Origin of the sequence: Microbispora oryzae (assembly GCF_017896165.1) — a bacterium.
In the GTDB taxonomy this organism is placed as follows: domain Bacteria; phylum Actinomycetota; class Actinomycetes; order Streptosporangiales; family Streptosporangiaceae; genus Microbispora; species Microbispora oryzae.
This window is the reverse complement of the sequence record NZ_JAFCNB010000003.1, coordinates 68,378-91,754: the sequence shown is the minus strand read 5'-3', so window position 1 is coordinate 91,754 and position 23,377 is coordinate 68,378. Positions and strand designations below refer to the sequence as shown.

Sequence of the window (23,377 nt, the reverse complement as noted above, 5' to 3'; positions counted from 1 at the left end):
GTCGTCACCTCTCCCGTACGACGACCTGCAGGCCGGCCGTCGCGCCGTCGATCGTGTCGGCGTCGGCCTCGACGCAGATCGTGTACGACGTGCCGCATTCCAGGGTCGGCCACGATAGCGGGCCGCCCTGCTCGCCGAACGTGACACTCGCCCCCGATGTTTCGGCCCGCCCGGGGCACTGCACGATCGACCGCCGGCGGGTGCCGTCGAGGATGTAGGTCGCGCCCGGCGGGATGTACGACACGTTGACCTCGCTGCAGTACGAGCAGGGGTCGAGCTCGTCGGGGGCCTGGCCGAGGGGGTTGGCGTACACGCGGATACGCGCGGCTTTCAGCGGCTTGTCGGGGCCCGCCTTGAGCACGAGCACGGGTACAGCGTCAGTCCAGATCGGCGCCGCGCCGGCGGGCACGTCCACACACAGCCGGGCCCGCCCGGCGAGGGGGTCGCAGTTGCACGGGTTGAACGGCACGGGAATCTGTGGCACGACGGCGGGCGGGCAGGCAGGGTCGAGCGGGCACGGCACAGGCTGCAGGGCGGCGCATTCCTCGGCTTCGGTCAGGCAGTCGGGATCGTCGGACCACTCGATACAGCCGGTCGTCGTCGCCGGGTCCCACGTCAGGCCGGTCGCGATCGTGACCGGCTCGCGCAGCGCGTGCGGCAGCCCGGCGAACAGCGTGAACTCGATTTCGAGGGCGGGGCAGTCGCCGCCGCCGGCGCACCCGGCAGCTGCGGCCGCGGTGAGGCTCGTGCCCCCGCCGATCTCTGAGATTTCGTTCGGCCCATCGATGAGGCCGACCTCGCGCAGCGTGCGCAGATAGGGGGTCGCACACGCGTACGGGTCGGCGGCGTCGTCGCACTCGCCGGGGCAGCAGGTCAGGTATCGCAGGTCGTCGCCGCCGCAGCTCGTCGAGCCGCATCCGAGGCTGCCGTCGAGCGCGCTCGCGAGCCATCGCATGCCATACTCGATCGCGCAGCACGAGGCGCCGAGCAGCAGGCCGCGTACGACGATCGTGCGCCCCGCCCGGCGGCGCCGGCCGAGCACGGCGCCGTCGCCGAGCCGGTCGGTACGGCCGCGCTGCACGGGCGAGACGCGCGCCCCGTCGATGCGGGTCACGAGCAGGCCGCCGAAATCCGCACTCGCAGGCTCGGCAGGGTCGTACCACGGGGCCAGGTCGGCCGCCGGCGTCGTGTACGCCGGGTCGCCGAGCATCTGCCGCAGTCCGGGGCACTCACAGCCGTAGAGCTGCATTGTCGAGGGTTTCAGCCCGGCGGCCGCGTACGCCGCGGTGCGGGCGTTGTTGGCGACCTCGACGCCGCCGAGGCATAGCCAGTCGATCGCAGGCACCCGGGAACCCCCTTATCGCAGGGCCGCGACGAGACGGCCCTCGACGATCGACGCGATCGCGTTCGGATCGGTCACGTTGTGAATGTGGTTGGTCTGGTTGACGACGAGCTGCCGCGCCGCGGCGGTCGCGCCGGTCGCCGCGGTGCGGGCCCGGTCGGCGACGGTCTGCCGGTTCGGCACGAGGGCCGAGGCGCGTTCGACCTGCCGCCCGGGTCGTACCGCGGTCGCGACCTGCGTCTGTATCCGCTCGCGCAGGCGCTGCCACCCTCGGATGAACCCCAATGCGGCGTTCACGGCGTCGTCTTCCAGGACCCGCGACGGCGATTTGATCTTGAGTGTCTTCTTGACGGTTTTGGACACGCTTTCCGCAATGTCCGTCATGAGTGAGACGATCTCTTTCTGCTGCGCCTTCAACCCGGCGAGGAACCCCCGGGCCGCTTGCTTGCCCGAGTCGAACAGCAGGTCGGCCGTATCGCGGCCGAGCCGGCTCGTCGCCGAGTTGATCTCGCGCTGCGTGCGGGTGATCTCGCGCAGCGTCGTCGAGCTCGCCTGCCGCAGCGTGCGGGCGAGGTCGGCGCCCTCGTCGGGGCCCGCCTCGACGAGCTGCTGAATCACACTCTTGTCGAGGCCGCGCGCCCCCAACGCCTTGATATCGGCGGCGAAAGACTTGATCCGGGCGAGGCGATCTTTCAGGGTCTTTTCGATGCTTACGCCGGTCGACCGCTCGGCGTCGCCAAACCCTGCCAGGCTGGCGAACCGGCGGGCCTCGGCCGTCGTGTTGGTCGCGAACTGCTGCGCGTCCTCGATCGCCTGAATGATCTTGTCGCGTTGCTTCGCCAGGCCGGTAAGGCGGGTGTTCAGCCGTTCGAGCCGCGCGACGAGCTGATTATCGACCCGGGTTTTGATCCCCGCGAAAGCCTTGGTGACCTGCTTTTCGAGGCCGCGCAGGGTCGAGGAGATCTGCGACGGCGTGCCGAGCAAAGACGACGTGAACTGCCGACCGAGGTTGGTACCGATCGTCTGCAGCCGCTTCGCGAGGGCCTTTTCGAGCTGCGGCGAGATGTCGATGCCGAGGGCGACGGCGATGCGGTGCGCGTTCGGGTCGACCTTGACGCGCCCGCCGCCCGCGAACCGCGGCAGCGCGGCCGCCGCGGCGCCCGCCAGGCCGCCGCGGGCGAGCCGCCCGGCATTGATCGCCGCCAGCAGCGGCAGCCATCGCCGGGTCGCGCGGGCGTTCACGACGAACTCGTCGCGCGACAGCAGGGCGAACACGTCGTCGCTCGTTGAGGTGCCCGGCCCGGACACGCGGCCGCGGGGCCGCTTGGGCGCGCCGCCAGCGGCCAGGCGCACGATTGCCCCGGGTACGGCGAGGCCGCCTGTCGCGCCGGTCGCGAGCACGCCGACGGTCTTCTGCTGCGGCACGGCGTTGATCAGCGATAGGAACCGGTGCAGGGCGCCCTCGGCCTGCGCCGTGTCAGCCTTGATCTTGACGATCTTGCCGTTCGGCAGAACCCGCACGGCGTGCCCGAAATCGTCGATCACGGTGATCGCGCCGGATGCGTCCTGACGGGCCCCGTCGAGCGACCTCGCGAGGTTGTATACCGCTTTGCGCCCGACGTCGGAATTACCGGCCAGACGGGACAGGGCCGGTAGCAGTTTCAGCGTCTCGGCGGTCGCCGCCCGGGTCGCGCCGGTCGCCTGCTGCTCGGCCGTCAGCTTGTCGCGCAGCGCGGCGATCTCTTGCGACAGGAACTGCTGCCGCTGCAGCGACGTCACGTTCCCCTCGCGGAACGCCTTATTGACCTGCCCCTGCACCTCGCGCAGGCGGTTGTTCGCGTCGAGCAGCGCGAGCGACGGGTTAAGAAACCGGTTGAACACGTCCTGCAGCGCCTGCGTCTGCGCCGTCAGGCCGAGGGCCTCATTCTTGGCGCGCGACCACGCGTCGGCGAGCACGGCCGTCGTATCCGACGCGGTGCGAATGCTGGATGAGTACAACGCGATCCGGGCCGTCGCCGACCCGGACACCTGCCCGTTCTCGTCAAGTGCCTTACTGAGGTTGACGCCGGCGGCGTCGGCGAGCTCGCGCGCCGCGGCGATCGTGGGGGCGAACCCGGCGGCCGCGAGCTGCCGGGCCGCCTCGTCGACCCGCTTGATCGACGCTGCGTTCGCGTCCATCGCGGCCCGTAGCGGCGACCCTTGGAAGTCGTCGAGCGCGAGGGCGCCCTGCGCGAGGGCGATGTTCGTCGCCGTCGTCGCCTTTGTGACGCGGGTCTGCGCCGCGGCGAGCTGCTGCTGTACCGGGACCAACTTGGACGCGAGGGCCTTGTTCGCCGCCTCGTACCCGGCGACGTTGTTCCCGAATGCCTTGTTTTGCGCGTTGATCGAGTCGATCGTCGAGTCGATCGCCCGTTTCGCCGTAAGCGTCTTGATCGCGAAAAACGCGATCGCGGTGCCGGCGGCGAGGTAGATGTTCGGCCCCGCCCCCGCGATCTTGTTCAGCAGCTTCGCAGCCGCCCCCGCCTTGCCCGCGCTGCTCGCGAACGACGCCGCCTTGCCGGCCCCCTTCCCGAGCAGGTTCTGCGCCGCCGCCAACGGCGAGCGCAGCGCGATCGCCGTCACGGCGAGCTGCGCGAAACCCGGATTGATGTCGTTGAGCACCGTGACGAGCCGTGCCAGGCCGCCGACGAGGCCGATCGCGGTCGACGCGAGCGGCGCAATCGCCTCGACAAGGCTCACGCTCGCGCCGGCGGCGTCCATCAGCAGCCCGGTAACCTGATCGATCGCCGGGCCTGCGTTGGTCTGCAGGAACTCGAAAAAGTCGCGGGCCCGGGGCGAGTCCAGCCCCTGGCCGAGCGTCTGCGTCGCCGCGGTCAGCGCGTCGGCGGCGTTCTCGGCGATCGGCTGCACCCGCGGCAGCAGCCGGATCGTCTCGGCGAGCACGCCGTTATAGACCTGCAGCGTGCGCGGCTCGATCGCGGCCGACGTCGCCTTGAACACCTCAGCCGCGCGGGCCGTCGCCGCCGTCGCGATCTTCTGCTCGTCGGTCAGGCCGTCCCACGCGTCGGCCATATCCTTCGTGCCCTTGACGACCTGCGCGATCGACGGGACCGACAGGGCGATCGCCGCCGACACGCCCGCGCCGGCGGCGATCAGCGGCGGCGCGGCCGCGGCCGCGAGCGAGATCGCCGAGGCGAGCAGCGACAGGCGGCCCGTGTACCGGTCGAGACTGATACCCGACTTGTCGGCCGAGCGGCCGAGGCCCTCGGCTTTCCTGCCGAGGTCGTCGAGGGCGCCGGCGCCGCGGCCCTCGATCAGGGACCGCAGCCGATCCCGCACACCGAGCAGGGCGGGCGACAGGCGCTCGCGCAGCGTCCGTGACGCCCGCCCCGCCGAGGTCTCGATCCGGTCGATCGGCACCGAGTCGAGGTCGAACAGGGCGGCCTGCACGCCTTTCAGGTCCCGCTGAACCTCGACGATTGACCCCTGATCGAGGTCGAACAGGGCGCCCTGCGGCTCGTCGAGGCCCTGCCGGATCGTCTGCACCGCGGCGGCCGCTTTGCGGGCCGCGGCCTCGGCCCGCACCATCTCGGCCACGGCCCCGCGCAGGCCCGACCGGGCGCCCCGCGCGCCGTCTCCGATGTCGTCGACCGCGGCGCCGGCGGCCTCGGCCGCGGCCGCCACCTTGGCGAGGTCGGCCTCGGCCTGGCGGGCCGCCCGCTTGACCTTCCGTGCGGCGGCCGCGGCGCCGCCGCCGACCCCCGCGTCGATGTCCTCGCCGGCCTCGCGCCCCGCCTTACCGACCTTGTCGAGGTTGCGCTCGGCCTCGGCCGCCGCCTTTTTGACCTTGGCCTGCAGCCCTCGTTTCAGTTCCTCGTCGAGGTTGTCGAAGTCGATCGACAGGGATACCTCGGATGAGGCGAGCGGCTGTTCGGACACGGCGGCACCCCTCGAAACGGCGGGTCGCCCGGCCCTGCCACCAGCGGCGCAGTATCAGGCTACGGCGATCACGACCTGCCGCCCTGCAGCGCACCCATTGCCGCCATGAATGCCGCCCCCTGCTCGGCGTCCGTCATGACCTGCGTGCGCCGCACGTCGACCCCCCGGGGCGGCCGCCGCAGCCGGAACTCGAACATCTCGCGGTCGGTCTTGCCGAGGCCCTCGACGATCAGCCGGTGCATGACGTTGCACAGCCGCGCCGGCGCGGCGCGGGCGAGCTCGACGAGGTCGACGCCGCGCAGCAGCAGCATGCCGTCGAGCTCGTGCCAGTCGTCGGCCGCACTCGCGATCAGGCGCTGCGCGACCCACCAACGCCGCCCGGTCGCGGCCTCGACGAGGCCCTCGGCCACCCGCGCGCATTCGCGCAGGGTCAGCGTGTCGAGCTCGTCGTCGAGCCGGTCGTCGATCCGGTCGGCCCCCGCCTCGTCGAGCAGGTCGTGCAATAGGTCGAGCTGCCAGGTCTCGAACCGCAGCCGGTCGAGCAGCACCGACCAATCCGAGACGATCACGAAGTGCTCGCCGTCGAGCTCGAACGCCCGGGGCGGGCCGGCCACTGCGGCCCGCCAGGGCGCGAGCTCGGCCACTACCGGCGCCGCCCCCGCTGCCGTTCCTCGGCCTTGGCCTCGACGACCTTGACCAGCTTGCCGAGGATGTCGTACAGGTCGCCGATCCGGAACTTATCGGCGTCGTCGTCGAGCCGCGCCTGCAGCCGCGCGAGGGACTCGGGCGCGATCACGCGGTGCATGAACTTCATCCCGGCATACAGGGCGTCGGCCGTCGTCGCCCGGCGGGCGTTGGCCTCGATCAGCCCGGCGAGGACCTCATCGACCTTCCGCGGGATGATCGCCGTGTACGTGACGTCGTCGATCTCGAACTCGACCGGCTCGGGCGCCTCGCCCGCCTGGTCGTCGTCGCGGCCGCCGGTCGTAAACCGCAGCTCGGGCGGGATCACCCGCGACGGTTCGAGCGTCTGCTCGCCGGCGGTCGTCTCGTCGAGTTTGGTCGCGGCGGCCGCCGCGCGGGCACGCCGCGCGGGCGCTGCACTGGTTCCCATTGGTTCCCCCGATCACTCATCGTTCGCGCACAGGGTAGGGGCACGCATCCTTGAACGCGCGCACGAGCCACTTGTCGCCCTTGACGCCGCGCACGTACAGCGCGAACACGACAGGCCGCCGGCCTTTCGCCGACACCTTGCCGACGGCCTCTTTCACCTCGAACCGCAGCGCTTTCGCCTGCACGGGCCGGATCACGCGATGCTTAGGCCCGTAGATGCCCGTGCCCTCGTGCAGGTACAGGCCGTAGTCGAGCGGCGACCCGGCCCGCATGAGGACCCGCCCCGGCAGGACCGCGACCGTGTGCGAGATCGTGCTACGCAGGTGCCCGTCGTCAACTCTCACGTTCCGCTTGGCCCCGTTCACGGTGCGGCGGCCGATGCGCTCGGCCTGCCGCACGACCGGGCCCGCCGGCGACTGCGTCAGGCGCCGGTACTCGGCCTGATTGATCGTCACGCGCACCCGCGACACGACTACCCCCCGCCGAGGCCCTCAGCGGCCCCCACAGGCCCGCGCCGCTTGCCCGCCGGGTGATGCGCCCGACTACGCGCCTCGGCCGCCTCGTCGTCGCTCTCGGCCCCGCCCGGGGCAGATTCCGCGTCGCCCTCACCTGTCACGGTGAGGTACCCACCCGCGACGGCCGCTCGCAAGAATGGCGTGTCCTCGAACCGCTCGCGCCGCCCCGGGCGCAGCCCGAGCACGTGCGCCGTCGCCTCGACCTCGATCTCTGCCATGCCATGAACATACGCACAGGCCCGCCCCCCATCGGGGAACGGGCCTGTGCGTGTGTCGTCGTCGTACGCAGTGCAGACCCTACATGCCGCCCTCCGCCGGCGCCCGCTCACGCAACACGGTGCGCTCGACGAGCTGCTGCAGCCGCACGTACTTCTCGCCCGTGTTGTGCCCATCCCACGCGGCCCGCACGTCGCCGCCGTCGACCCGCTGCACGTGCTCGAACAGGTAGAGATCGCGCTCGGCGATGTGCCACGACAATTGGCCGCACGGCGTGTCGACATACACGACCGGCCACTCGGGCGACTGCTCGTCGTTGTAGGCGATCACGGCGGGGAACACGGCGGCGAGGAACGCGACGAGGCGGGCACGTTCGCGGTACGCCTCGTTCAACGCCTCGCCGTCCTCGTACGTGCGCGCGACCTGCTGCCGCAGTTCGGCGACCTCGGCGGCGATCCTGGCAGCGCCCGTCGGCGGCCGCTCGGCGAGTTGCCCGGCGGCGAACCGCAGCCACTCACCGATATCGATCGTCCCGTACAGGTTCACGCCTCGCGCGTCTCTCCGCAGCACGGGGCCGCTCGTCGCGTCGAGGTGGATATGCCGCGAGTGCAGCAGCGCGAGCGCAGCCTGCACGTCGTCGGCCGACCCGGCCAGGCGCACCCGCACGAACCGCTCGCGCGGGGCGGTCACCCAACGCTGCAGCGCCTCGTCGCTGATCGGGCCGAACCCGAGCTCGTCGTCGTCGAGCACGGGCGGCGGCAGGGCCGAGGGCAGGGCGGGCTGCTCGTCGAGGCGGCCCTGCGCCTCGACGAGCTGCACCTGTAGCTGCGAGACGAGGCCGCGCAGCTCGGCGTTCCATCGGTCCTGCGCGGCGTGCGCCTCGGCGTGCAGCCGCACGCGGTCGTTCGGCGTGGGCACCTCGCAGCGGCTGCAGATGCTGTATCCGGGCAGGGTGTCGGCCGGCCGAAAATGTGTCTCCGTCGTCATCAGGGGGTCTCTCCAAATCGGTATCCGAGGTCGTGCCGCACGTAGGCGCGCACGAGGTCGAGATCGCGGCGCAGCCGGTTGACCGCGTCGGGGTCGACGTCCTTTCCCGCGATGTGGGCAAATGCGGCGTCGCTGTAGGCGCCCGCCGCGGCGCCGATGATGTACGCCGCCTCGTTCTCGGGGAGGGCGTTCGAGGCGAGCCACGCGGCGCGGGCGGCCTGCGCGGTCTGCACGGCCTGCTCGGCGTGCAGCAGCAGCCGCTCGGCCTCGCGCACCTGCGCGTCATAGTGCGAGGTGATCACCCCGCGGGCCGAGATGCGCTCGACGTCGTTCAGCGGCGGCAGCGGCTGCGGGCGGGAGCGGGTCACGCCTGCCGCCCCCGCGAGTAATCCATGCTCTGCGTGTCGCCCGGGTGCGCGGCCATCACACGCAGCGCCTCGGCGTCGCGCATGTTGACGGCCTGCCTGCTCGCGCCCTCGGGCGCGGTCAGGCCCACGCCGCCGGCGGTCGCGAGCTGCGCGCGGAGCATGCCCGCCCACAGGCGCAGCGTCGCGAGCGTTTCCCAATCCGCGCCGCGATCCTGCTCGATCTCGGCCTGCTCGATCTTGGCGATCGCGGCCTCGGCGTTGGCGGCGTGCAGGTTCGCGAGGTGGTAGTTCTCGGCGGCCGACAGCACCCACTCGTCGAGCTCGGGCGCGATCAGGGGGGGTCCGATCTTCATAGGGTGTGTCTCCGATCGTGGTCAGGGGGTCGTTACCGCGGTGTCGAGTTTCGAGATCAGCTCGGCCTGCACCTCGGCGAGCGGCTTACCGGTGTCGATCTGCAGGGCGGCGAGGGAGATGTCGACGGCGAACATGCGCAGTTCGGCGGCCTGGCGTCGCGCCGTGTCGTCGGCCTCGCAGGCGGCGAGGGCGGTTTTCCAGCCGGCGCCGCCGATCACCTCGCCCGCGTCGGTGCCGGCGTCGTTCAGGGCCTGCTGCACCTGGCGGCGCGAGGTGGAGTCGAGGAACGCTGCGAGGGCCCGGTCGCGGAACGGCTGCACGTAGGCGGCGGCGGCCGAGCACGGGGCCGGCGGGGGCGTGTTCGGCGCGGCGGGCGCCGGTGCCGAGGGAGCGGCCGAGGCGCCGCAGCCGCTCACGGTGAGGGCGGCGGCCGCCAGGGCGGCGAGAGCGCGTAGGCGCATCGGGGGGTTCCTTCCCGCCCCACGAGGGGCGTACGGGGCCGTAAATCGCCAGTGGGTTACGGGTCAATCGCGGACAGTAGCCGCTGCGGGCGGCCCGGGTGCGCGGTTCCCGGGCCGACCCCCGGGGGGTCAGGGCTGCAGGGCGAGAACCTCGACGCGCTCACGCGCGGCACCGAGCCGCGAGGCGACCTCGTCGAGGTCGGGCCCCCACGAGTGCGGCAGCAGGTCGCAGCCGTAGCTGCGCAGCACCTGCCGCAGCGCGAGGGCGAGCACGTCGGGGTCGTTGAATCCGGGGGCGACGACGGCTGTGACCACGAGCGTGCGGCCGCCGTCGGGCACGGGGTCGACGGTCCATTGCGACCGGCCCTCGGATGTGATCTTGACGTGCTCGCGGGTGATCTCCCAGCCGTCGCCGTCGGCGGGCCCCTCGGGGATCGGGCCGCACGCGACGATCAGCGCGGGGGCGCCGCTGCGGGGCGTGGCGATCACGACGCCCGTGCGGGCGAAGTGCGGCGCGGCCGCGGTGCCTTCGAGGGTCGAGCCGTCGAGGTACAGCGTCACGCGGACCGTCGCGCCGAACTCGGGCCACTCGATCGGGTCGGTCGCATCCTTGATGACCATATGTGCTGCCTTTCGTCGAGAACCTGCAGGGGGCGGGCAAGGGCCTCGCGTGGCGCGCACGCGAGGCCCCCGGGGCGATCAGGCCCAGCTGATACCGCGGGTGATCATGTGCCCCCCTTTCCACGGGCCAACTTGCACGATGAACGCTACACGTGTAGGGCTCGACTAACAACCGTGTATCACCTATGCGTCGTGTTTCGTTACACCCGCGTCTCGCCCGGGGGCATCATGGCGGGCATGACCCAACCCCCCGACGGCGCCGACGTCGTCACGATGCAGACCCGCGCCCTGCATCTGAACGACGACCTGCCGCTGCTGTACCTCGCGCTGTGCCCCACGACCGATCCCCACATGGCCGAGGGCCTGCCCCTGGTCTGCCACACCTACGGGCTGCCCCCGTTCAACGCCGCGGCGGCCCAACGCGACGGGCACGGCATCATCGCGCCCGCCGCCGCAGGGTGGCAGATCAGGCTGACCGACGACGGGCAGCAGGTGCCGCGGCTCGCGGTCGACTGGCCTGCCATGTCCGAGCCGCTCGTGTTCGACGTCCGCATGACCACCCCGCCCGGGTGGACACCCGACGTGATCCGGCTCGGCCGCGCCGCGGTGATGGTCGGCCCCGCGCTCGATTGGGATGCCCTGACGATCACCTACGCCGAGGGCGACGCCCTCATGCCCGCCTCGCGGCTACTCGACGCCCTCGCCGGGCGGTACGCCGCCTGCGGCGTCATGCCGGTCGTCAGGGCCTGAACACGCCGAGGGCGCCGCCCGGCCCGCCACCCCTGACAGTGGCGGATCAAGCGGCGCCCGGCAGAGCGCGACAGGTCAGATCGGGGTACCGCCGGTCGCGACACCCGCGGCGATTCTCGCGTCGAGAACTCCCGGGTCGTCGGTGCGGGTGATAGTCGCGCCGAGCCGCAGCAGCAGGCGCCGCATGCGGGCATTGTCGGCGAGCAGGCTCGCCCGCACCTCGGCGAACCCCTCGTCGCGGGCGGCGGCGACGAGCTGCCGGGCAAGGCGGCCGCCGAGGCCGCGGCCCTGCCAAGAGTCTTCGACGAGCAGCGCGAGCTCGGCCGCGCCCGGGTCGCAGTACACGAGTGTCGCCAGAGCGACGACCTGCCCGTCGTGGCAGGCGACGAGGGCCTGCCCGCGGCCGCGGTCGCACATCCGATCGAACGCCGCCGGCGGCAGGTGCGGCTGCGAGGTGAAGTACCGGAACCGGCGCGACTCGGGCGAGCAGCGCTCGTACAGGTCGCGCACGGCCTCGCGGAACGCCGACGTCAGGGGCCGCAGCTCGACCTCGGCGCCGTCGGCCAGGCGCACGGCCCGCTCGGCCGGCGCCGCCTCGACCGGCGGCACGGCGAGCCGCACGAACGCCGCGGCGCGGGCGGCCTCGGTCAGGGTGAACGGCAGGCCGGACCGGCGCAGCCGCACCTGCCGGCGAGGCGCCACGGGCACGAGCAGCAGATGCGGATCGGGCAGCGCCTGCTCGGCGGGGGGCTCGCCGTAGGCCCACCCGGCGGCGTCGGCCCGCAGCAGCTCGGCGAGGACCTCGGGCAGGTGCCAGGGGGCAGCCTGCAGCGCGGCCGCGAGCAGCAGGGCCCGCGTCGGTTCGTCGGTCAGCTCATGCGCGGCCGCGGGCACGACCTGCACGCGGCGGCCGCCGGCGCCCTCGATCGCCGCGGCGACGACCTCGGGCGGCGCGGCCATCTCGGCGACAAACTCGTCGACCGTGCCGTCGGTGTCGGGCTGCACGGATAGGGCGAGAATGTTGCCGCCGTGCTGCGCGAGCGCGGCCGTCAGCTTGGCCAGGCGCCCGGGGCGTTCGTCGACCGTCGTTCGGATGCGCAGGAAAGCCATACCCGTATCGTGCGCGATGTCTGTTACGCCCCTGCTACGCCCGGGGGGCCGCAGTGTTGCTTATGCCCGAATCATGCCGAGGGCGCCACACCCGGCGAGGGTAGAGCGGCGCCTCGGTCAGGTTGCCAGTACGCCGCGGCAAAGCCTGGGAAGTTCCCCGCGGTTCGCGTATCGCGCGACCGGGCCCGACCTTACCCGCCCCCACCGGCGGGCGGGCAGCAATCGCCCGACTCGACCGTCACGAGCAGGGCGCCGCCGGCGCAGCCGCCCTCGGGCGCGATCGGCCGCCACTCCCCCACGACCACGGCGCGGCCGCGGCCGAGCTCGGTGCGGGGGAAGCAACAGGAGACGGCGCGGCGCATCGCCGCGGCGTCGTCGAGCAGCTTGACGGCGTCGGCCGTGCGCTGATCGCAGCTCGGGGGGGTGCCGTCGTCGTCGATCGTCGCGACGCAGCGGTACACGCCGAGTTCGAGCTCGACGGCGTACGACCCGTCGGTCGCGCACCTGCCCGGGTCGACAGCCGGCAGCGGGAACCGGGCCGAGGTCGGAAAGATCCTGGTGACGCGGACCCATGCGCGGCCCTCGCCCCCGGGGCAGGTGCAGCAGTCGGCCGGCTCGGGCCCGGGGGCGAGGCAGCACACGCACACGGGCCCGGCGACCGTGTCATCGAGCTCGGCGCACAGGCATGCGAGCAGGGCCTCGGCCAGGGGCAGCGCGGTTACGTCAGCCATGACGCCCCCGTGATCGTGCGCGGCGGCCGCCGATCCGGCGAGTAGACCCGGGGCGCCTGCAGCAGGCCGCCCGGGTTCACGGTGCGCAGCCACAGGTCGACCTCGTACAGGCCCGTCAATCCGTCCGTGAGAAACGACATGGGGTCGAGGAATCCCACGGTGACGCCCTCGCGGGTCAACGTCTGCACCCGCTTAGGCAGCTTGCACCCGCTCGACCCGCTGCACGCCTTGCCGAGCTCGCACGCGAGCATGCCCGCCGCCATCAGGCCGCCCGGCGGCACGGGTATCCCCTGCCGGTAGGTCACGCTCCACGTGCCGACCTCAGTGTCGGGCAGGGTCAGCGCCTGGCAGCTCGGCCAACACTCGGGCGGCACCCGGGCGAGGGTGCGGTGATCGAACACGACGTACTCGGCCTCGTCGAGCACGGCCCCGTCGAGCTTGACCTCGACGATCGAGTCGACCGGCCCGGGTAGCACGATCTCGCAGAGGCTGCCGCAGGCGCACTCGTCGCCGCACTTGCCGCACGCCATGTTCAGCCATACGCCGCCGGTCATGACGGGCGAGAACGCGCCCGGCGGCGAGCTCGTCGGGTAGGCGGGCATCATGCTCGGCGTCGCGCACGGCTGCAGGCAGGGCCGAACGGTGAGCTCGCACAGCCCGAACCGCCGGCCGGATAGCCGCCACAGGATTTCGGTAGCGACGTCGAGGGCGAACTGCTGCTGCTCGGCCGGCAGGCCCTCCCACGTGGGGCAGCAGCCCATGTCGACGTCCCAATCGCAGGGGGTCGTACGGATCGACACGCCGTCGCCCTTTCGTTCGTAGGGGCCGGCCCCGGGCGGGGGCAATCTCGCCCGGGGCCGGTCACGCAGCTCGGGTCAGGCCGCGAGCGGCACGCACCCGCAGTTGTCCTCGTCCACCGTCGGCGGCTGCACGGTCGTGAGCTGCATGTGAAGGTGATCCTTCGCGCCGATCGGGGTCAGCAGCGGGCCCGCCGTGTTGGTCGCGTCGGTCGCGACGACGTCGTACGGGCCGGTCCCCCACCCGCTGCCCTTCTCGGTCCTGGCCGTGATCTCGAACGTCGCCGCGTCGTTTTCCAGGGTGAACGAGTTCAAGATCGCCGACTTGATCCACGGGGCGAGGAAATACCCCCACGGCCGCGCGGCGTTCGCCGTCGTCGAGCACGCCTGCCCCGGAATCTTGGTCCACGTCTCCAGCGCGACGCCGCCGTTACACAGGATCTCCTGACCGATCCTGTTGCCGACGCCCGCGCCGGAGTAGTCGAGCACGGTCTCGTACCCGGTGAGCATGGAAAACAGGTCCGGGTTCACCTGGCAGAACGAGATCGTCAGGTTGATCCACTTGAGCTCGTCGCACTGCTTGTCGGACACGCAGAGCTGCCCGTTCGCCTTGAGAACCTCGATATCGGTTCCCTCTTTGATCTCCGATTCCCATGCGATGCTCACGAACCCGTCAGACACGACGGTCGAGCACGGGCCGATCACGGGGGCGCCGCAGGCGTCGAGCCGAGTCGCCCGCATGACCTCGCCGCCGATAGATGACCAACAGGTCGCCGGCATATCGGCACACCTTTCGTTACGTGAATGGTGCGCCCGGCCCCTGCACCAGCGGCGATCTATCCGTCAGGGTAGCCGCCCGGGGCGGCTGCAGCTCGTCAGGGCGCGACGGCGACGAGGTGCACGGTCACGCCCGAGGTGGGCACGCCCGCAGCCAAGACGCCGATGCCGAGGACCGTCACGCTCGCCGCGGCGAGTACGCGCACGGTCGTCGAGCTCGGCGAGTTCGCGGTGATCGTGGCCGAGCGGAACCCGGCGGCGCCCTGCACGCCGACGGCGACGACCGGCGCCGCGGTGAAGGCGGGCGACCATGCGAACGTCACGTCGCCGTTTGAGTCTGTGACGGCCGTGCGCCGCTCGATCCGGGGGCCGGCGGGTGCGGGGTCGCCGGGCGGCCCCTGCAGTCCCTGCGGGCCTTGTGGTCCCTGCGGGCCTTGTGGTCCCTGCGGGCCGGTCGCCCCCGTCGCACCGGTCGCGCCGGGCAGGCCCTGCGGCCCGGGGTCGCCCTGCGGCCCTGCAGGACCAGCGGGGCCGGCGGGGCCCGGGGGCCCCGGTATCGCTATCGACGCGTCGGTGCTCACGCCCGCACCCGGACAGTGAACACGATCGAAACCGTGCCGCCCGGGTCCGCCGTGATCGTGAGCGGGCCCCGCAGTTCGAGGTCGTCGTCGCGGCCGACTCCCCACGTCGCCGATTCGCCCTCGTGCAGGGCCGCGCCGCCGCCGGCGTCGGTCACGGTGCCCGTGCCGGTCACGGCAAGCGCGGTTACCGACTGCAGCCGCGGCCAGGCGGCCGCATCCCAGCTATCGCCGGGCGCGAGCACGACCCGCCGGGCCTGCACGGCGAACAGCGGCTCGGCCCCCTCGACGGGGCACGGCGCCGGCGCGACCGGTGCGTACGGCCCCGTGAGGTCGGTCGTGTACGTGCCGAGCGTCGTCATGGTGCCGTCGTCGGCGACGGCGAGCAGCTCGACGTACTCGACGTCGCCGACGCCGTCGAGGTCGGTGTCGTCGCACCTGCACTGTTCGAGCACGGTCACGGGCCGGTCGTCGTCCGGCTCGGGCTCGACGGTTGTGCAGGTGCCGACGTCGCCCGTGACCGTGTACGGGTCGCCGTCGAGCGTCGTGTCGCTGGTCGCGATCACCTGCCCGTCGCAGTCGACCGTGACCGTGCGCAGGAACTGCGTGGTCGCGGCGGCCGTGCAGCCCTCCATCGTGAGCGACGCTGAGAACTGATCAGCGGTCCAGCCCTTGGCCGAGATGTGGAAGGTTTCCAGGATCAGCGCAGCCCGGATATCGCCGCCCGTGAGGTCTGCGGGGGTGACGGGCACCGACACGGTAAGCGTCTTGACGTAGCCGACCGGCGCGAAGTGCGCGACGTCCGCGGCGGCGAGCATCGTCGTACCGCGGAACACCCTAAGCGCGCCGTCCCACTCCTGACCGGCGCCCGGCCCGTTCTGCGTGACGCGCACGGAGATCGTCAGTGTGCCGGTTGCGCTCTCGCAGCCGGTTACGTCCGCGGTGAACCTGCCGGTCGCGGCGAGGTACTGCTGCGCCGGGCCGGCCCCCGCGGGGAAGTCCAGGGAACCGCCCGACCACAGCGGGGCGTACGACCCTGGCAGGTTCTGAAACTGCGTCTGCCCGACGCTCGCGACGGTCGAGTCAGCAATAGCCGGCGTGATGGTTCGCGTTGAACCGCTGGGGGCGTCGCACAAAAGCACGGTGGCGGCGTTGCGGCACGGCTCGGCCTCGCCCGCCCCGGTGTCCGCGCATTGGCGAACCGGCCCGATGGGGGTGTACGGCGTGACGCCGTCGAGGTCGGTGTCGGTGACCGATACGACGCCGCCCGAGCAGTCGCGGCAGATCGCGCGCAGGAACTGACCGGCCCCGGTAACCGTGAACGCGCCGATCTTGTAGCTGCCGAACACACCGCAGTTCGCGATGCGCTGCCCGAGGTAATGCGCGGTAACCGCGGTGACCGGGTTGGGTGTCCGGAACCGTGCCGAGGTCGCCTTATGCGGGTCGGCGAGGTAGCTGCAGGGGTCGCCGGCGGCGGCCGTCACGGTCAGGACACCGGTAACCGGGTTATAGACGTACCCGGTCGGCAGGCTGACGACCTCCAACCCGGGCAGTAGCTGCGCGGTATCGGCGCCGGCTATGGCGATACCCGTGTACCGCATGTATACGGAGAACTCGACCTCGACGGGGCGGGAGAACGACCACGTGCTCGCCGGAAACACGGGGTTGGGGAACGTGGCGATTCCCCACCATGCGCCGTCGGCGTTGGTGTAGGTCGACGGGAGTGTCGGCGCGCTGCCCCGCGACGACCACGTGATCCCGTTCGGCAGGGTGCCGGTCGAGACGCCGAGAGCGGTGATCGTTGCGGGATCGTCGGCGCCGTCGTCGCACAGCAGCAGCGTCTCGCAGCCCGTGCACGTGTCCCCCCCTTGCGGGCACGGAACGACCACTGCGTGTGTCAGGTCCACCGCATCGCCGCTGACCTGATCAATCCATGTCGTCTCGCCGGTCGCGCAGTCGCGAAGCCCATACGCCGCCCGGATCTCACCGGCCCCGGTGACGACACCGGTCGCGGTCACGTTGCAGAACCGCTCATCGTTGCCTGCCGCCGGGTCGGCGAAACCCTGCGTGCCGAATTTCATCGTGACCGGCGACGAGAACGACACCTTGAAATGCTCGGTGCCGCCCATCCGCAGGTATTGCGTACCGGTGGTGATCGCCTGCGCGGTGAAGACTTCCAGCGTGACCGTGATGCCGTTGACAACTGCGGTGCCCGTATACGGGGCAGGGATGCCCGCGCTCGGAACCGATGGGATCGGCGGGTTGAACGCGCCCCAGTTGATGAATCCGCCGAGCTCGGGGGCGGATATCTCGACGTTCGACGCGGTGCCCGTGTTCGACGTGTACGTGCCCTCCCACGCGGTGATCGGGTCGTTGTACTGGATGAACGGGAAGTCGCCGTCCATTGAGTCGAGGCCGACCAGACAGCCGGGATAGGTCGGGTTGGCGTCGTTGAACTTGTGCAGTGTGAACGACGGGTCGGCAGTGGCCGGTTCCTGATAGCAGAGCGTCCCGACGTACTGTGCGCACTGCTCGCCCGTGCACGGCACGGTCGCCCACCCGGCCGGCAGCTCGTCCTGCCGCACGCCCTCGTCGTCGAGGTAGTACACGGTGCCGTCGGTGCAGGCAATCCGGGTCCACAAAATGAACGCCGACGGGTCGACGTCGTACTCGGCGATTACGTGCAGCAGCAGGCCCGCGGCGCCGCCGCCGGCGACGGTCTCGCGGACGTGTACGACGATCTCGTTCAGGCCCGCCTGCGCGCCGGCGACCGCGGTCGGGGGCAGCACGTACGGCGGTTGCGTGTGATTGCGGTTGACGGCCTGCCAGGGGCCCCCGTTGAGCCGCCACTCGACCGCGATTTGATCGGCGTTCAGGGCCGTTGTGCTGATCCTGATCGTCGCGGGGTCGGCGTTGGCGGGCAGGTTGAACGCCGCCTTGACGTACCAGTCGCCCGAGCTCGGCGGGGCGGGCACGTCGGGGCCCTCCCCCGGGCGCCCGGTGTTGAACAGGCCGCCGCCCGGGTGGGGGGCGACCCAATGCGCTTGCCCCTCGGCCGTGCCCCCGTCGACGGTCGACCAGCCCGGGAACGTCGACAGGCGGTAGGTAGGCCACCAGGGGCCGGCGAGGCTCGGCGACCACGTCCAATCGGTGTCGACACTGCCGTCGTTCAGATTCTCGGGATTGGTGAGGAACTCGACCCGCCCGTTCGGCCGCACGCACACCTGCGTCGACTCGCAGGTCGCGCAGACGTCGACCGTGCCCGTCGGCGTGAACGGGGCGCCGTCGAGGGTGTAGTCGGCGTGCCCGACGATCACGCCGTTCTCGTCGCGTCGGTAGTCGCGGACGATCCGGGTAACGGTGCCGTCGGCCGCGGTGTGGCACAGGATTTCGAGGTCCGACTCGGGCTGCTGCACGTCGGCGGGGCACACGCTGATCGTGCCCGCCGGCGTGTACGTCGCGCCGGTCGTCGCGTTCACGAGGCGCACGCTCGCGATCGACCCGTCGGGGGCGTACGAGTATTCGATCAGCACGAGGCCGAGCACGGTGCCGTCGGGCGCGAGGTCGCAGAACGTGCCCGACACCTGTATCGAGCGGGTGTCGCCGCAGGCGATCGTGCCCGCCGGCGGCGCCCCCGCGGCGTACGCCCCGGTGATCAGGTTGATCCAGCCCTCGGCCGTGATCGCGCCCGAGCAGTCCCGCACGACGGTCACGGCGATCGGCGTGCCGTCGGCGAGGCACAGGCCGGTCGTCGCGACGGGTTCGGTCGGCGAGGTGCAGGGCGGCTCGCAGGTCGTCGTGCCGGCGGGCGGCGGGCCCGCCGTGTACGCCCCCGACAGGAGGTTGATCCACCCGGTAGCGGCGGGGGCCGCAGCGGGGGCGCCGCAGTCGCCGCAGGGCGACACGGCGAGAACGCTGATGGGTGTGCCGTCGGCGAGGCACAGGCCGGTCGAGGCGATCGCCGGGCTGCAGCACGGCTGCGGCGGCTCGCACGGCTGCGGGGCGAACGGTGTGGTCACTTGCGGCCCGCCCTACGGCCGCGCACGGGCTCGGGCAGGTCGGCCGGCGCCTCGCCCTCGACGGGCTGCTCGTCGCCCTCGCCGGGCCCCTTGTCGCGGGTGTAGGCCACGCGGCCGCGCGGCGGGTGCGCCGCGGCGAGCTGCGCCCCGGGCAGCGGCCCGTCGTGCCCGGCGGCCGCGAGCTCGACGTCGGCCCCATCGGCCACGCTGACGGGCACGACGTACCCGGTCGACGTCGACCGCACGACCTCGGCGGGCAGGCCCTGCGATGCGGCCGCGGCGAGCAGCGCGCGGGCCGTACGCGGCCGCTCGGCCGCGGGCACGAGCAGCTCGACAGTCTCGGCTGCCTGATCCATGCGGGTTCCCCCTAGCAATTGATCGAGATGAGTACGGCCGCGAGCAGGCAGTCGAACCCGACGACGTACTCGCGCTCGGCGAGGATCGCGACCTCGTTTGTCGTGCGGTTCAGCGCCTGGCCGATCGAGTCGGGATTGATGAACACCTCACCGCGGCGGATCGCGACCGGGCCCGTGCCGTACAGCCACGCCGTACCGGCGGGCGCCGGGTTGCCGTCGGGGCCCGTGTTCACGACGTAGCCGCCGCCGGCGGCGACCGGCGTGCCGAGCCAGGTGCGCAGCGGCGCCGTACAGGTGCCGCAGAACTGCTGCGCCTGCGCGAGAACGGGCACCGCGCCGGCGGGGGCGTGGATCACGCCCGTTCCGCCGTAGCTCTCGCGCAGGTAGCTCTCAAGGGCGGCCAGGCCCGCGACGGGCGACAGGGCGTCGCCGGCGTCTGCGGGGATCACGCCGCCAGGGTTCAGGATCACCGCGCCCGGGTCTGCCAGGCGGGGCGTGTTGCCGAGCTCGCCGGTCCAAAACGCGTGCTCGACCGCGCGCTGCTCGCCGAGCCTGACGGCCTGCCGCACCCGGTCGAGGATCTGCTGTTCGGTTCGGCCGACCGTGCGGCACAAGTAGCTGCCGTACACGGTGAATGCCGACGCACTGACCAGCGGCACGCCGTCGTCGAGCACCTTCTCGACGGGCGGCAGGTGGCAGTCGTCGGCGATCGTGCGCGCCGGGTCGCACGCGTAGGGTTCCCACTCGACGCCGCACCTCCAATGACGATCCGTCTCGACCGGGAACTGCGCCACGCTGAACAGGCCGTACCCGTACGGCTCGACGGTCGGCGGCGAAACGTACAAAGGCGGGCAGGTAGGCATACGGGCGGCCCTCTTTCAGCGCGCGGGGCGGGCGGGTGAACGGGGGGCGCGGCCGCGCCCGACGAGCAGGGGCGCGGCCGCACGTGCAGCGGGGGTCAGACGCCGACGCAGACCGGCTCGATCTGCGCCGAGCTGTGACCGGTCGGGCAGATCGGGATGACCAGGCGGCGCGAGTCGGGACACCTCATGATCACGCAAACGCCCTCTTCCGTGAAAAGGGCGTTGTACCGGTTGATCTTGAACAGGGTCGAGTCGTACACGGCGTCAAGCGTGATGATGTCCTGCGTTGCGCGGACCCACGTACCCGCCGCGTACAGCAGCAGCTCGACCGTCGCCGGCCACTGCGTGGGAGGGGTCGCCCCGCCGATCGTTCCCGGGGGCGTGCCGTACCCGTCCTGCCAGTCGTACACGAACTGCGCCGACACACCGCGCATCGCGAACCACGACCGAATGTCGGCGTCGCTCACGTTCAGCGGGTCGTCGTAGGCGTTGCGCTTCGCCAGGTCCGACCGCAGCACGCCGAGCAGCCAGAACGGCGCCACCATTTCGAGTGTCGCCTCGGGCGACATGCGGTGCCGGTAACGGTAGTCCCACACCTGCAGCTCGATCGCGCCGAGCGTGTCGACAGCGGCCGAGAACTGGTTCGCGGGCACGTTGATGGTCGTCGACCCGGCGACCATGCGCCGGATCGTCTCGGCGTTGTACCGGTGCGCGTGCGCGACGAGGGTGCCCCGGATGAACCTCGCGATGAGCTCGGGCCAGGCCCGGTTCGTGAGGATGCCCGCCGACAGACAGACGCCGATGGCGTCGAGGCGGCATTCCTGGAAATCCTCACAGGGGATCTCGAAACAGGGTTTCGGGGTCGCGGCCTCGGCTTGCGCCTCGGTCTGGATGAAGTAGCCCGAGTGCGAGTACAGCTCGGAGAAGTCGGGGCCCTGCGTCCACCTGATCCCGCCGCGGGTCGCGTTGACCTCCGGGATCGACAGCAGGCCCGCCATTGTCTCGCGCTCGCAGGCGATGTCGTACCACGTCTCGGACGGGGCGCACCAGCCGCCGGCCGCGGTCAGCGACCCGCCGGGCAGCCTGTGCTCGTCGGCCGCCAGGGCGAGCACCTCGTCGTCGTTGGCGCCGTCGGCGCGCAGCTCGTCGGGCACGTCCTTACGGATCACCGCGAGGCCGTGCTGCACGCGGCCCGAGTAGTTCTGGTTCGGCGTCGGCATGGTGCCGAACCGGGAGATCGCGGCGACGGCGAGCTGCTCGACGTCGAGGGTCTCGCCGGCGTTCACGCCGGGCACGTTCGCCGCGGCGAGCAGCGCGGCGCCACGTGGGTTCGGCGGCGTCTGCGTGGGGGCGTGCCGGCGGATCTGTGACAGGTTCACCCGCGGCGCCGGGCGCGGTGCGGGCAGGCTCGGCTGCTGCGGGGCGGGCGGGGTCGCCGCGGCGGCGACGGCCTCGACCTGCTGCTCGCCCTCGGCGGGCTGCTCGCCGCCCTCGTCGGCGACCTGGTCGCCGCTCTCGCCGCCCTCGCCCTCACCTGCGGTTTCGCCGTCGCCGGTCTCGCCCTCGGCCGACGGCGTGATCCGGGCGGCGATCGCGTCGGCGGCCGCGGCCTGCTCGGCGATCGCCTGCTCGCGGCGGCCGTCCTCGGCGCGCACGGTCTCGACCGCGGCCGCGAGCGCCTCAAGGGCGTTCATGTCGTCGTCGGTCAGGCCCTCGCCCTGCCGGGCCCTGATCGCCTGGAAAGCGTCGAGCGCTTCGTTTTCGAGGCCGCGCAGGTCGAGCGACTTGTCGGCCAGAGCAGCGGCGAGGGCGTCGGTGTTGCCTGCCGCGATGAGATCGAGCAGTTCCTGCAGCGTCACTGCCGGGCACCTCTCGTGTCGAGACTGCGCGCCCGGCCCCCTCACCAGCAGCGATCTAGTCGTCAGGGTAGAGCACGCTCCCCCGTTTGGCGGCGTATGGCCTGCTCGATCTGCGCGGCGAGCCTCTGAGCCGGCGGCGCGGGTGAGGTGTTCAGACCTTTGTCGATCGTCTCGCCCTCGCCGGCCTGACGGTCGCGCAGGTACTGCAGCGCCCCCGTACCGATCGACTTGACGGCGAGTAGCTGCTCGTCGGATGCGGCGGCGATCTGCTCGGGCGTCGTATACGGCGGGTCAGCCCGCAGCAGGGCCTTAAAGATGCGACGTCCCCACGGGGTATCGCCGACATGATCACGCAGGGCCTCGTGCGGCGTGCATATCCAGCACAGCGCGTCACGGCACGGGGCGGTTCGGGGGTGCCAGGGTGCCACGGTCGCAGGGTGCCGCACAGGGGCCGGATGCGCAACGCGCCCCCCGGGGGACCCGGGGGGCGCGTCACATCTCACAAATGGGGGGCCCGCAAAGAGGACAGCGGGCCGCTTAGGCGTTGCCCACCCTGACGCACTGCGCGGCCCGGGTCGAGCACCCGGGCCCCGCTCGGCGTGTCACTGCGCAGGGTCACCCGACACGTTCGGGCCAATGCCACGACGGCCGCACGGCCCCCTCGCCCGCTCGCGCCTCGTCGGCCTCGACCTGCGGCACGTCGAACACGCCGAACACGGCCGACATGCCGGCCCGCCCGAACACGGTCAGGTCGACAAACCGCTCACCGTCGAGATACGCCGGCAGGCCGACGACCATCGCGGCGACGCAGCGGCCCTCGTGATCGCAGTAGTGCACGATTCGGCCGATCGACGGCGGCGGGGCCGTCATAGCGGGTTCCCCTCGTCGTCGAGCTCGTCGGCGTGCCCGATCACCCATGCGGGCGAGAACGACCCGGGCTCGCGGCCGTACGGCGGGTCGGCGAGGCCGTAGAACGCGCCGCTCTGCCCCCACCATCCGACCTGCCGCATCACGTAGCGCATGCGGCGGCCGTCGGGGGCGGTGCGCTCGACGGTCATCTCGTCCGCGGTCGCGGTTACGGTTCTGCTCGCGGTCATGCGCGGCCCCCTCTGTTCGATCCCGGGGCGGGCGAACTCTCGGGATGTTGGGGCCCCAAGCACTCGAGGTCTTCCGGGTGCGACGCCTCGTACGCCGACCTCGGCCCCGCCCCCCATGACGGCGCCCGGCCCTCGACGAGCACCTGCTGTACGGCCTCGGCCGCCGCGACCCATGCGTTCCGCTGCGGCGCCGGCAGCTCGCGCCATGACGGCATCGGGTTGCCGGCGTAGTTGGTCCAGTCGGTGAACCCCCCGTATGCCCGGTACGCGACCTCGGCGAGGTCGAGCGGCCCCGGGTCCCCCGTGATCCTCATGCGATCCCCCGTCCGCACGCTGCTACTTGCCCGCCGCGACCCGCACGGCGCGCACGGGCCCCGTCGCGCCGAGCTCGGCCTTTGCCTTGTTCGCCTCGGCCGGCGTGGCGTAGTCCTTCGTTTCGCCGTTCGGCGCGGTGACGCGGTACTTGATCGTCGTGTTCGAGTTCTGGCACCCGCAGGCCATGTCTCCCCCTTGTCTCGTCGAGC

26 protein-coding genes are annotated in these 23,377 nt (G+C 72.1%); 1 reads left to right on the top strand and 25 read right to left on the bottom strand.

Going from position 1 to position 23,377, the window contains the following annotated elements; all coding sequences use genetic code 11:
* Positions 1 to 4 precede the first annotated feature (4 nt).
* From JOL79_RS06945 to JOL79_RS06895, 11 genes are all read right to left on the bottom strand, one after another.
* Complete coding sequence (locus JOL79_RS06945) at positions 5 to 1,345, bottom strand: hypothetical protein (RefSeq protein WP_210154848.1); 1,341 nt, start codon at positions 1,343 to 1,345, stop codon at positions 5 to 7.
* 12 nt (positions 1,346 to 1,357) lie between these two features.
* Complete coding sequence (locus JOL79_RS06940) at positions 1,358 to 5,281, bottom strand: hypothetical protein (RefSeq protein ID WP_210154847.1); 3,924 nt, start codon at positions 5,279 to 5,281, stop codon at positions 1,358 to 1,360.
* Positions 5,282 to 5,349: 68 nt separating this feature from the next.
* Complete coding sequence (locus tag JOL79_RS06935; RefSeq protein ID WP_210154846.1) at positions 5,350 to 5,925, bottom strand: hypothetical protein; 576 nt, start codon at positions 5,923 to 5,925, stop codon at positions 5,350 to 5,352.
* Positions 5,925 to 6,395, bottom strand: coding sequence for a hypothetical protein (locus JOL79_RS06930; protein ID WP_210154845.1), 471 nt, complete (start codon positions 6,393 to 6,395; stop codon positions 5,925 to 5,927). Before JOL79_RS06930 ends, JOL79_RS06935 begins: the two co-directional genes overlap by 1 nt.
* Before the next feature lie 16 nt (positions 6,396 to 6,411).
* On the bottom strand, positions 6,412 to 6,849 hold the full coding sequence (locus JOL79_RS06925) for a hypothetical protein (RefSeq protein WP_210154844.1): 438 nt from the start codon (positions 6,847 to 6,849) through the stop codon (positions 6,412 to 6,414).
* 17 nt (positions 6,850 to 6,866) lie between these two features.
* Positions 6,867 to 7,127, bottom strand: a complete 261-nt coding sequence (locus tag JOL79_RS06920) for a hypothetical protein (protein ID WP_210154843.1) — start codon at positions 7,125 to 7,127, stop codon at positions 6,867 to 6,869.
* 79 nt (positions 7,128 to 7,206) lie between these two features.
* Positions 7,207 to 8,112: a WDGH domain-containing protein gene (locus JOL79_RS06915; RefSeq protein WP_210154842.1), complete on the bottom strand. Its 906-nt coding sequence runs from the start codon at positions 8,110 to 8,112 to the stop codon at positions 7,207 to 7,209.
* The gene (locus JOL79_RS06910; RefSeq protein ID WP_210154841.1) at positions 8,112 to 8,480 is read right to left on the bottom strand and encodes a hypothetical protein; all 369 of its coding nucleotides are present in this window, start codon (positions 8,478 to 8,480) and stop codon (positions 8,112 to 8,114) included. Before JOL79_RS06910 ends, JOL79_RS06915 begins: the two co-directional genes overlap by 1 nt.
* Positions 8,477 to 8,833 (bottom strand): hypothetical protein, encoded by a 357-nt coding sequence (locus JOL79_RS06905; protein ID WP_210154840.1) that lies wholly within the window; start codon positions 8,831 to 8,833, stop codon positions 8,477 to 8,479. The genes JOL79_RS06910 and JOL79_RS06905 overlap by 4 nt, the downstream gene beginning before the upstream one ends.
* A gap of 21 nt (positions 8,834 to 8,854) precedes the next feature.
* Complete coding sequence (locus JOL79_RS06900; protein WP_210154839.1) at positions 8,855 to 9,295, bottom strand: hypothetical protein; 441 nt, start codon at positions 9,293 to 9,295, stop codon at positions 8,855 to 8,857.
* A 129-nt stretch (positions 9,296 to 9,424) separates the two neighbouring features.
* Positions 9,425 to 9,916 carry a hypothetical protein gene (locus JOL79_RS06895; RefSeq protein WP_210154838.1) on the bottom strand — a complete coding sequence of 164 codons (492 nt, stop codon included), beginning with the start codon at positions 9,914 to 9,916 and terminating at the stop codon, positions 9,425 to 9,427.
* A gap of 237 nt (positions 9,917 to 10,153) precedes the next feature.
* On the opposite strand from JOL79_RS06895, the gene JOL79_RS06890 reads away from it, so the two are divergent.
* The gene (locus JOL79_RS06890; protein WP_210154837.1) at positions 10,154 to 10,666 is read left to right on the top strand and encodes a hypothetical protein; all 513 of its coding nucleotides are present in this window, start codon (positions 10,154 to 10,156) and stop codon (positions 10,664 to 10,666) included.
* Positions 10,667 to 10,741: 75 nt separating this feature from the next.
* Here the strand turns inward: JOL79_RS06890 and JOL79_RS06885 are convergent, their stop codons facing one another.
* From JOL79_RS06885 to JOL79_RS06825, 14 genes are all read right to left on the bottom strand, one after another.
* A complete protein-coding gene (locus JOL79_RS06885) occupies positions 10,742 to 11,776 on the bottom strand; it encodes a GNAT family N-acetyltransferase (RefSeq protein ID WP_210154836.1) in 1,035 nt (344 codons plus the stop codon).
* A 191-nt stretch (positions 11,777 to 11,967) separates the two neighbouring features.
* Positions 11,968 to 12,507, bottom strand: a complete 540-nt coding sequence (locus tag JOL79_RS06880; protein ID WP_210154835.1) for a hypothetical protein — start codon at positions 12,505 to 12,507, stop codon at positions 11,968 to 11,970.
* A complete protein-coding gene (locus JOL79_RS06875; RefSeq protein WP_210154834.1) occupies positions 12,495 to 13,307 on the bottom strand; it encodes a hypothetical protein in 813 nt (270 codons plus the stop codon). Before JOL79_RS06875 ends, JOL79_RS06880 begins: the two co-directional genes overlap by 13 nt.
* 75 nt (positions 13,308 to 13,382) lie before the next feature.
* Positions 13,383 to 14,084, bottom strand: a complete 702-nt coding sequence (locus JOL79_RS06870; protein ID WP_210154833.1) for a hypothetical protein — start codon at positions 14,082 to 14,084, stop codon at positions 13,383 to 13,385.
* A gap of 95 nt (positions 14,085 to 14,179) precedes the next feature.
* The gene (locus tag JOL79_RS33800; protein WP_230984522.1) at positions 14,180 to 14,404 is read right to left on the bottom strand and encodes a hypothetical protein; all 225 of its coding nucleotides are present in this window, start codon (positions 14,402 to 14,404) and stop codon (positions 14,180 to 14,182) included.
* Between the two features lie 254 nt (positions 14,405 to 14,658).
* Positions 14,659 to 18,678 (bottom strand): hypothetical protein, encoded by a 4,020-nt coding sequence (locus JOL79_RS33795; RefSeq protein WP_230984395.1) that lies wholly within the window; start codon positions 18,676 to 18,678, stop codon positions 14,659 to 14,661.
* Positions 18,675 to 19,034, bottom strand: coding sequence for a hypothetical protein (locus tag JOL79_RS06860; protein WP_210154832.1), 360 nt, complete (start codon positions 19,032 to 19,034; stop codon positions 18,675 to 18,677). Before JOL79_RS06860 ends, JOL79_RS33795 begins: the two co-directional genes overlap by 4 nt.
* An 11-nt stretch (positions 19,035 to 19,045) precedes the next feature.
* On the bottom strand, positions 19,046 to 19,879 hold the full coding sequence (locus JOL79_RS06855) for a hypothetical protein (RefSeq protein ID WP_210154831.1): 834 nt from the start codon (positions 19,877 to 19,879) through the stop codon (positions 19,046 to 19,048).
* A 113-nt stretch (positions 19,880 to 19,992) separates the two neighbouring features.
* A complete protein-coding gene (locus JOL79_RS06850) occupies positions 19,993 to 21,756 on the bottom strand; it encodes a major capsid protein (RefSeq protein WP_210154830.1) in 1,764 nt (587 codons plus the stop codon).
* Between the two features lie 62 nt (positions 21,757 to 21,818).
* Positions 21,819 to 22,184 (bottom strand): hypothetical protein, encoded by a 366-nt coding sequence (locus JOL79_RS06845; RefSeq protein WP_210154829.1) that lies wholly within the window; start codon positions 22,182 to 22,184, stop codon positions 21,819 to 21,821.
* Between the two features lie 187 nt (positions 22,185 to 22,371).
* Positions 22,372 to 22,626 (bottom strand): hypothetical protein, encoded by a 255-nt coding sequence (locus JOL79_RS06840; RefSeq protein WP_210154828.1) that lies wholly within the window; start codon positions 22,624 to 22,626, stop codon positions 22,372 to 22,374.
* The gene (locus JOL79_RS06835) at positions 22,623 to 22,853 is read right to left on the bottom strand and encodes a hypothetical protein (RefSeq protein WP_210154827.1); all 231 of its coding nucleotides are present in this window, start codon (positions 22,851 to 22,853) and stop codon (positions 22,623 to 22,625) included. The genes JOL79_RS06840 and JOL79_RS06835 overlap by 4 nt, the downstream gene beginning before the upstream one ends.
* Positions 22,850 to 23,167 carry a hypothetical protein gene (locus JOL79_RS06830; RefSeq protein WP_210154826.1) on the bottom strand — a complete coding sequence of 106 codons (318 nt, stop codon included), beginning with the start codon at positions 23,165 to 23,167 and terminating at the stop codon, positions 22,850 to 22,852. Before JOL79_RS06830 ends, JOL79_RS06835 begins: the two co-directional genes overlap by 4 nt.
* 22 nt (positions 23,168 to 23,189) lie before the next feature.
* Positions 23,190 to 23,354 (bottom strand): hypothetical protein, encoded by a 165-nt coding sequence (locus JOL79_RS06825; RefSeq protein WP_210154825.1) that lies wholly within the window; start codon positions 23,352 to 23,354, stop codon positions 23,190 to 23,192.
* Positions 23,355 to 23,377: the final 23 nt, after the last annotated feature.

What these genes read in the sequence shown, in the direction of transcription:
- JOL79_RS06900 (WP_210154839.1), bottom strand. Translation starts at nt 9,295, where the DNA reads ATGCGCCTACGCGCTCTCGCCGCCCTGGCGGCCGCCGCCCTCACCGTG.
- JOL79_RS06890 (WP_210154837.1), top strand. Translation starts at nt 10,154, where the DNA reads ATGACCCAACCCCCCGACGGCGCCGACGTCGTCACGATGCAGACCCGC.
- JOL79_RS06835 (WP_210154827.1), bottom strand. Translation starts at nt 22,853, where the DNA reads ATGACCGCGAGCAGAACCGTAACCGCGACCGCGGACGAGATGACCGTC.
- JOL79_RS06930 (WP_210154845.1), bottom strand. Translation starts at nt 6,395, where the DNA reads ATGGGAACCAGTGCAGCGCCCGCGCGGCGTGCCCGCGCGGCGGCCGCC.
- JOL79_RS06915 (WP_210154842.1), bottom strand. Translation starts at nt 8,112, where the DNA reads ATGACGACGGAGACACATTTTCGGCCGGCCGACACCCTGCCCGGATAC.
- JOL79_RS06920 (WP_210154843.1), bottom strand. Translation starts at nt 7,127, where the DNA reads ATGGCAGAGATCGAGGTCGAGGCGACGGCGCACGTGCTCGGGCTGCGC.
- JOL79_RS06895 (WP_210154838.1), bottom strand. Translation starts at nt 9,916, where the DNA reads ATGGTCATCAAGGATGCGACCGACCCGATCGAGTGGCCCGAGTTCGGC.
- JOL79_RS06905 (WP_210154840.1), bottom strand. Translation starts at nt 8,833, where the DNA reads ATGAAGATCGGACCCCCCCTGATCGCGCCCGAGCTCGACGAGTGGGTG.
- JOL79_RS06870 (WP_210154833.1), bottom strand. Translation starts at nt 14,084, where the DNA reads ATGCCGGCGACCTGTTGGTCATCTATCGGCGGCGAGGTCATGCGGGCG.
- JOL79_RS06880 (WP_210154835.1), bottom strand. Translation starts at nt 12,507, where the DNA reads ATGGCTGACGTAACCGCGCTGCCCCTGGCCGAGGCCCTGCTCGCATGC.
- JOL79_RS06885 (WP_210154836.1), bottom strand. Translation starts at nt 11,776, where the DNA reads ATGGCTTTCCTGCGCATCCGAACGACGGTCGACGAACGCCCCGGGCGC.
- JOL79_RS06825 (WP_210154825.1), bottom strand. Translation starts at nt 23,354, where the DNA reads ATGGCCTGCGGGTGCCAGAACTCGAACACGACGATCAAGTACCGCGTC.
- JOL79_RS06830 (WP_210154826.1), bottom strand. Translation starts at nt 23,167, where the DNA reads ATGAGGATCACGGGGGACCCGGGGCCGCTCGACCTCGCCGAGGTCGCG.
- JOL79_RS06840 (WP_210154828.1), bottom strand. Translation starts at nt 22,626, where the DNA reads ATGACGGCCCCGCCGCCGTCGATCGGCCGAATCGTGCACTACTGCGAT.
- JOL79_RS06860 (WP_210154832.1), bottom strand. Translation starts at nt 19,034, where the DNA reads ATGGATCAGGCAGCCGAGACTGTCGAGCTGCTCGTGCCCGCGGCCGAG.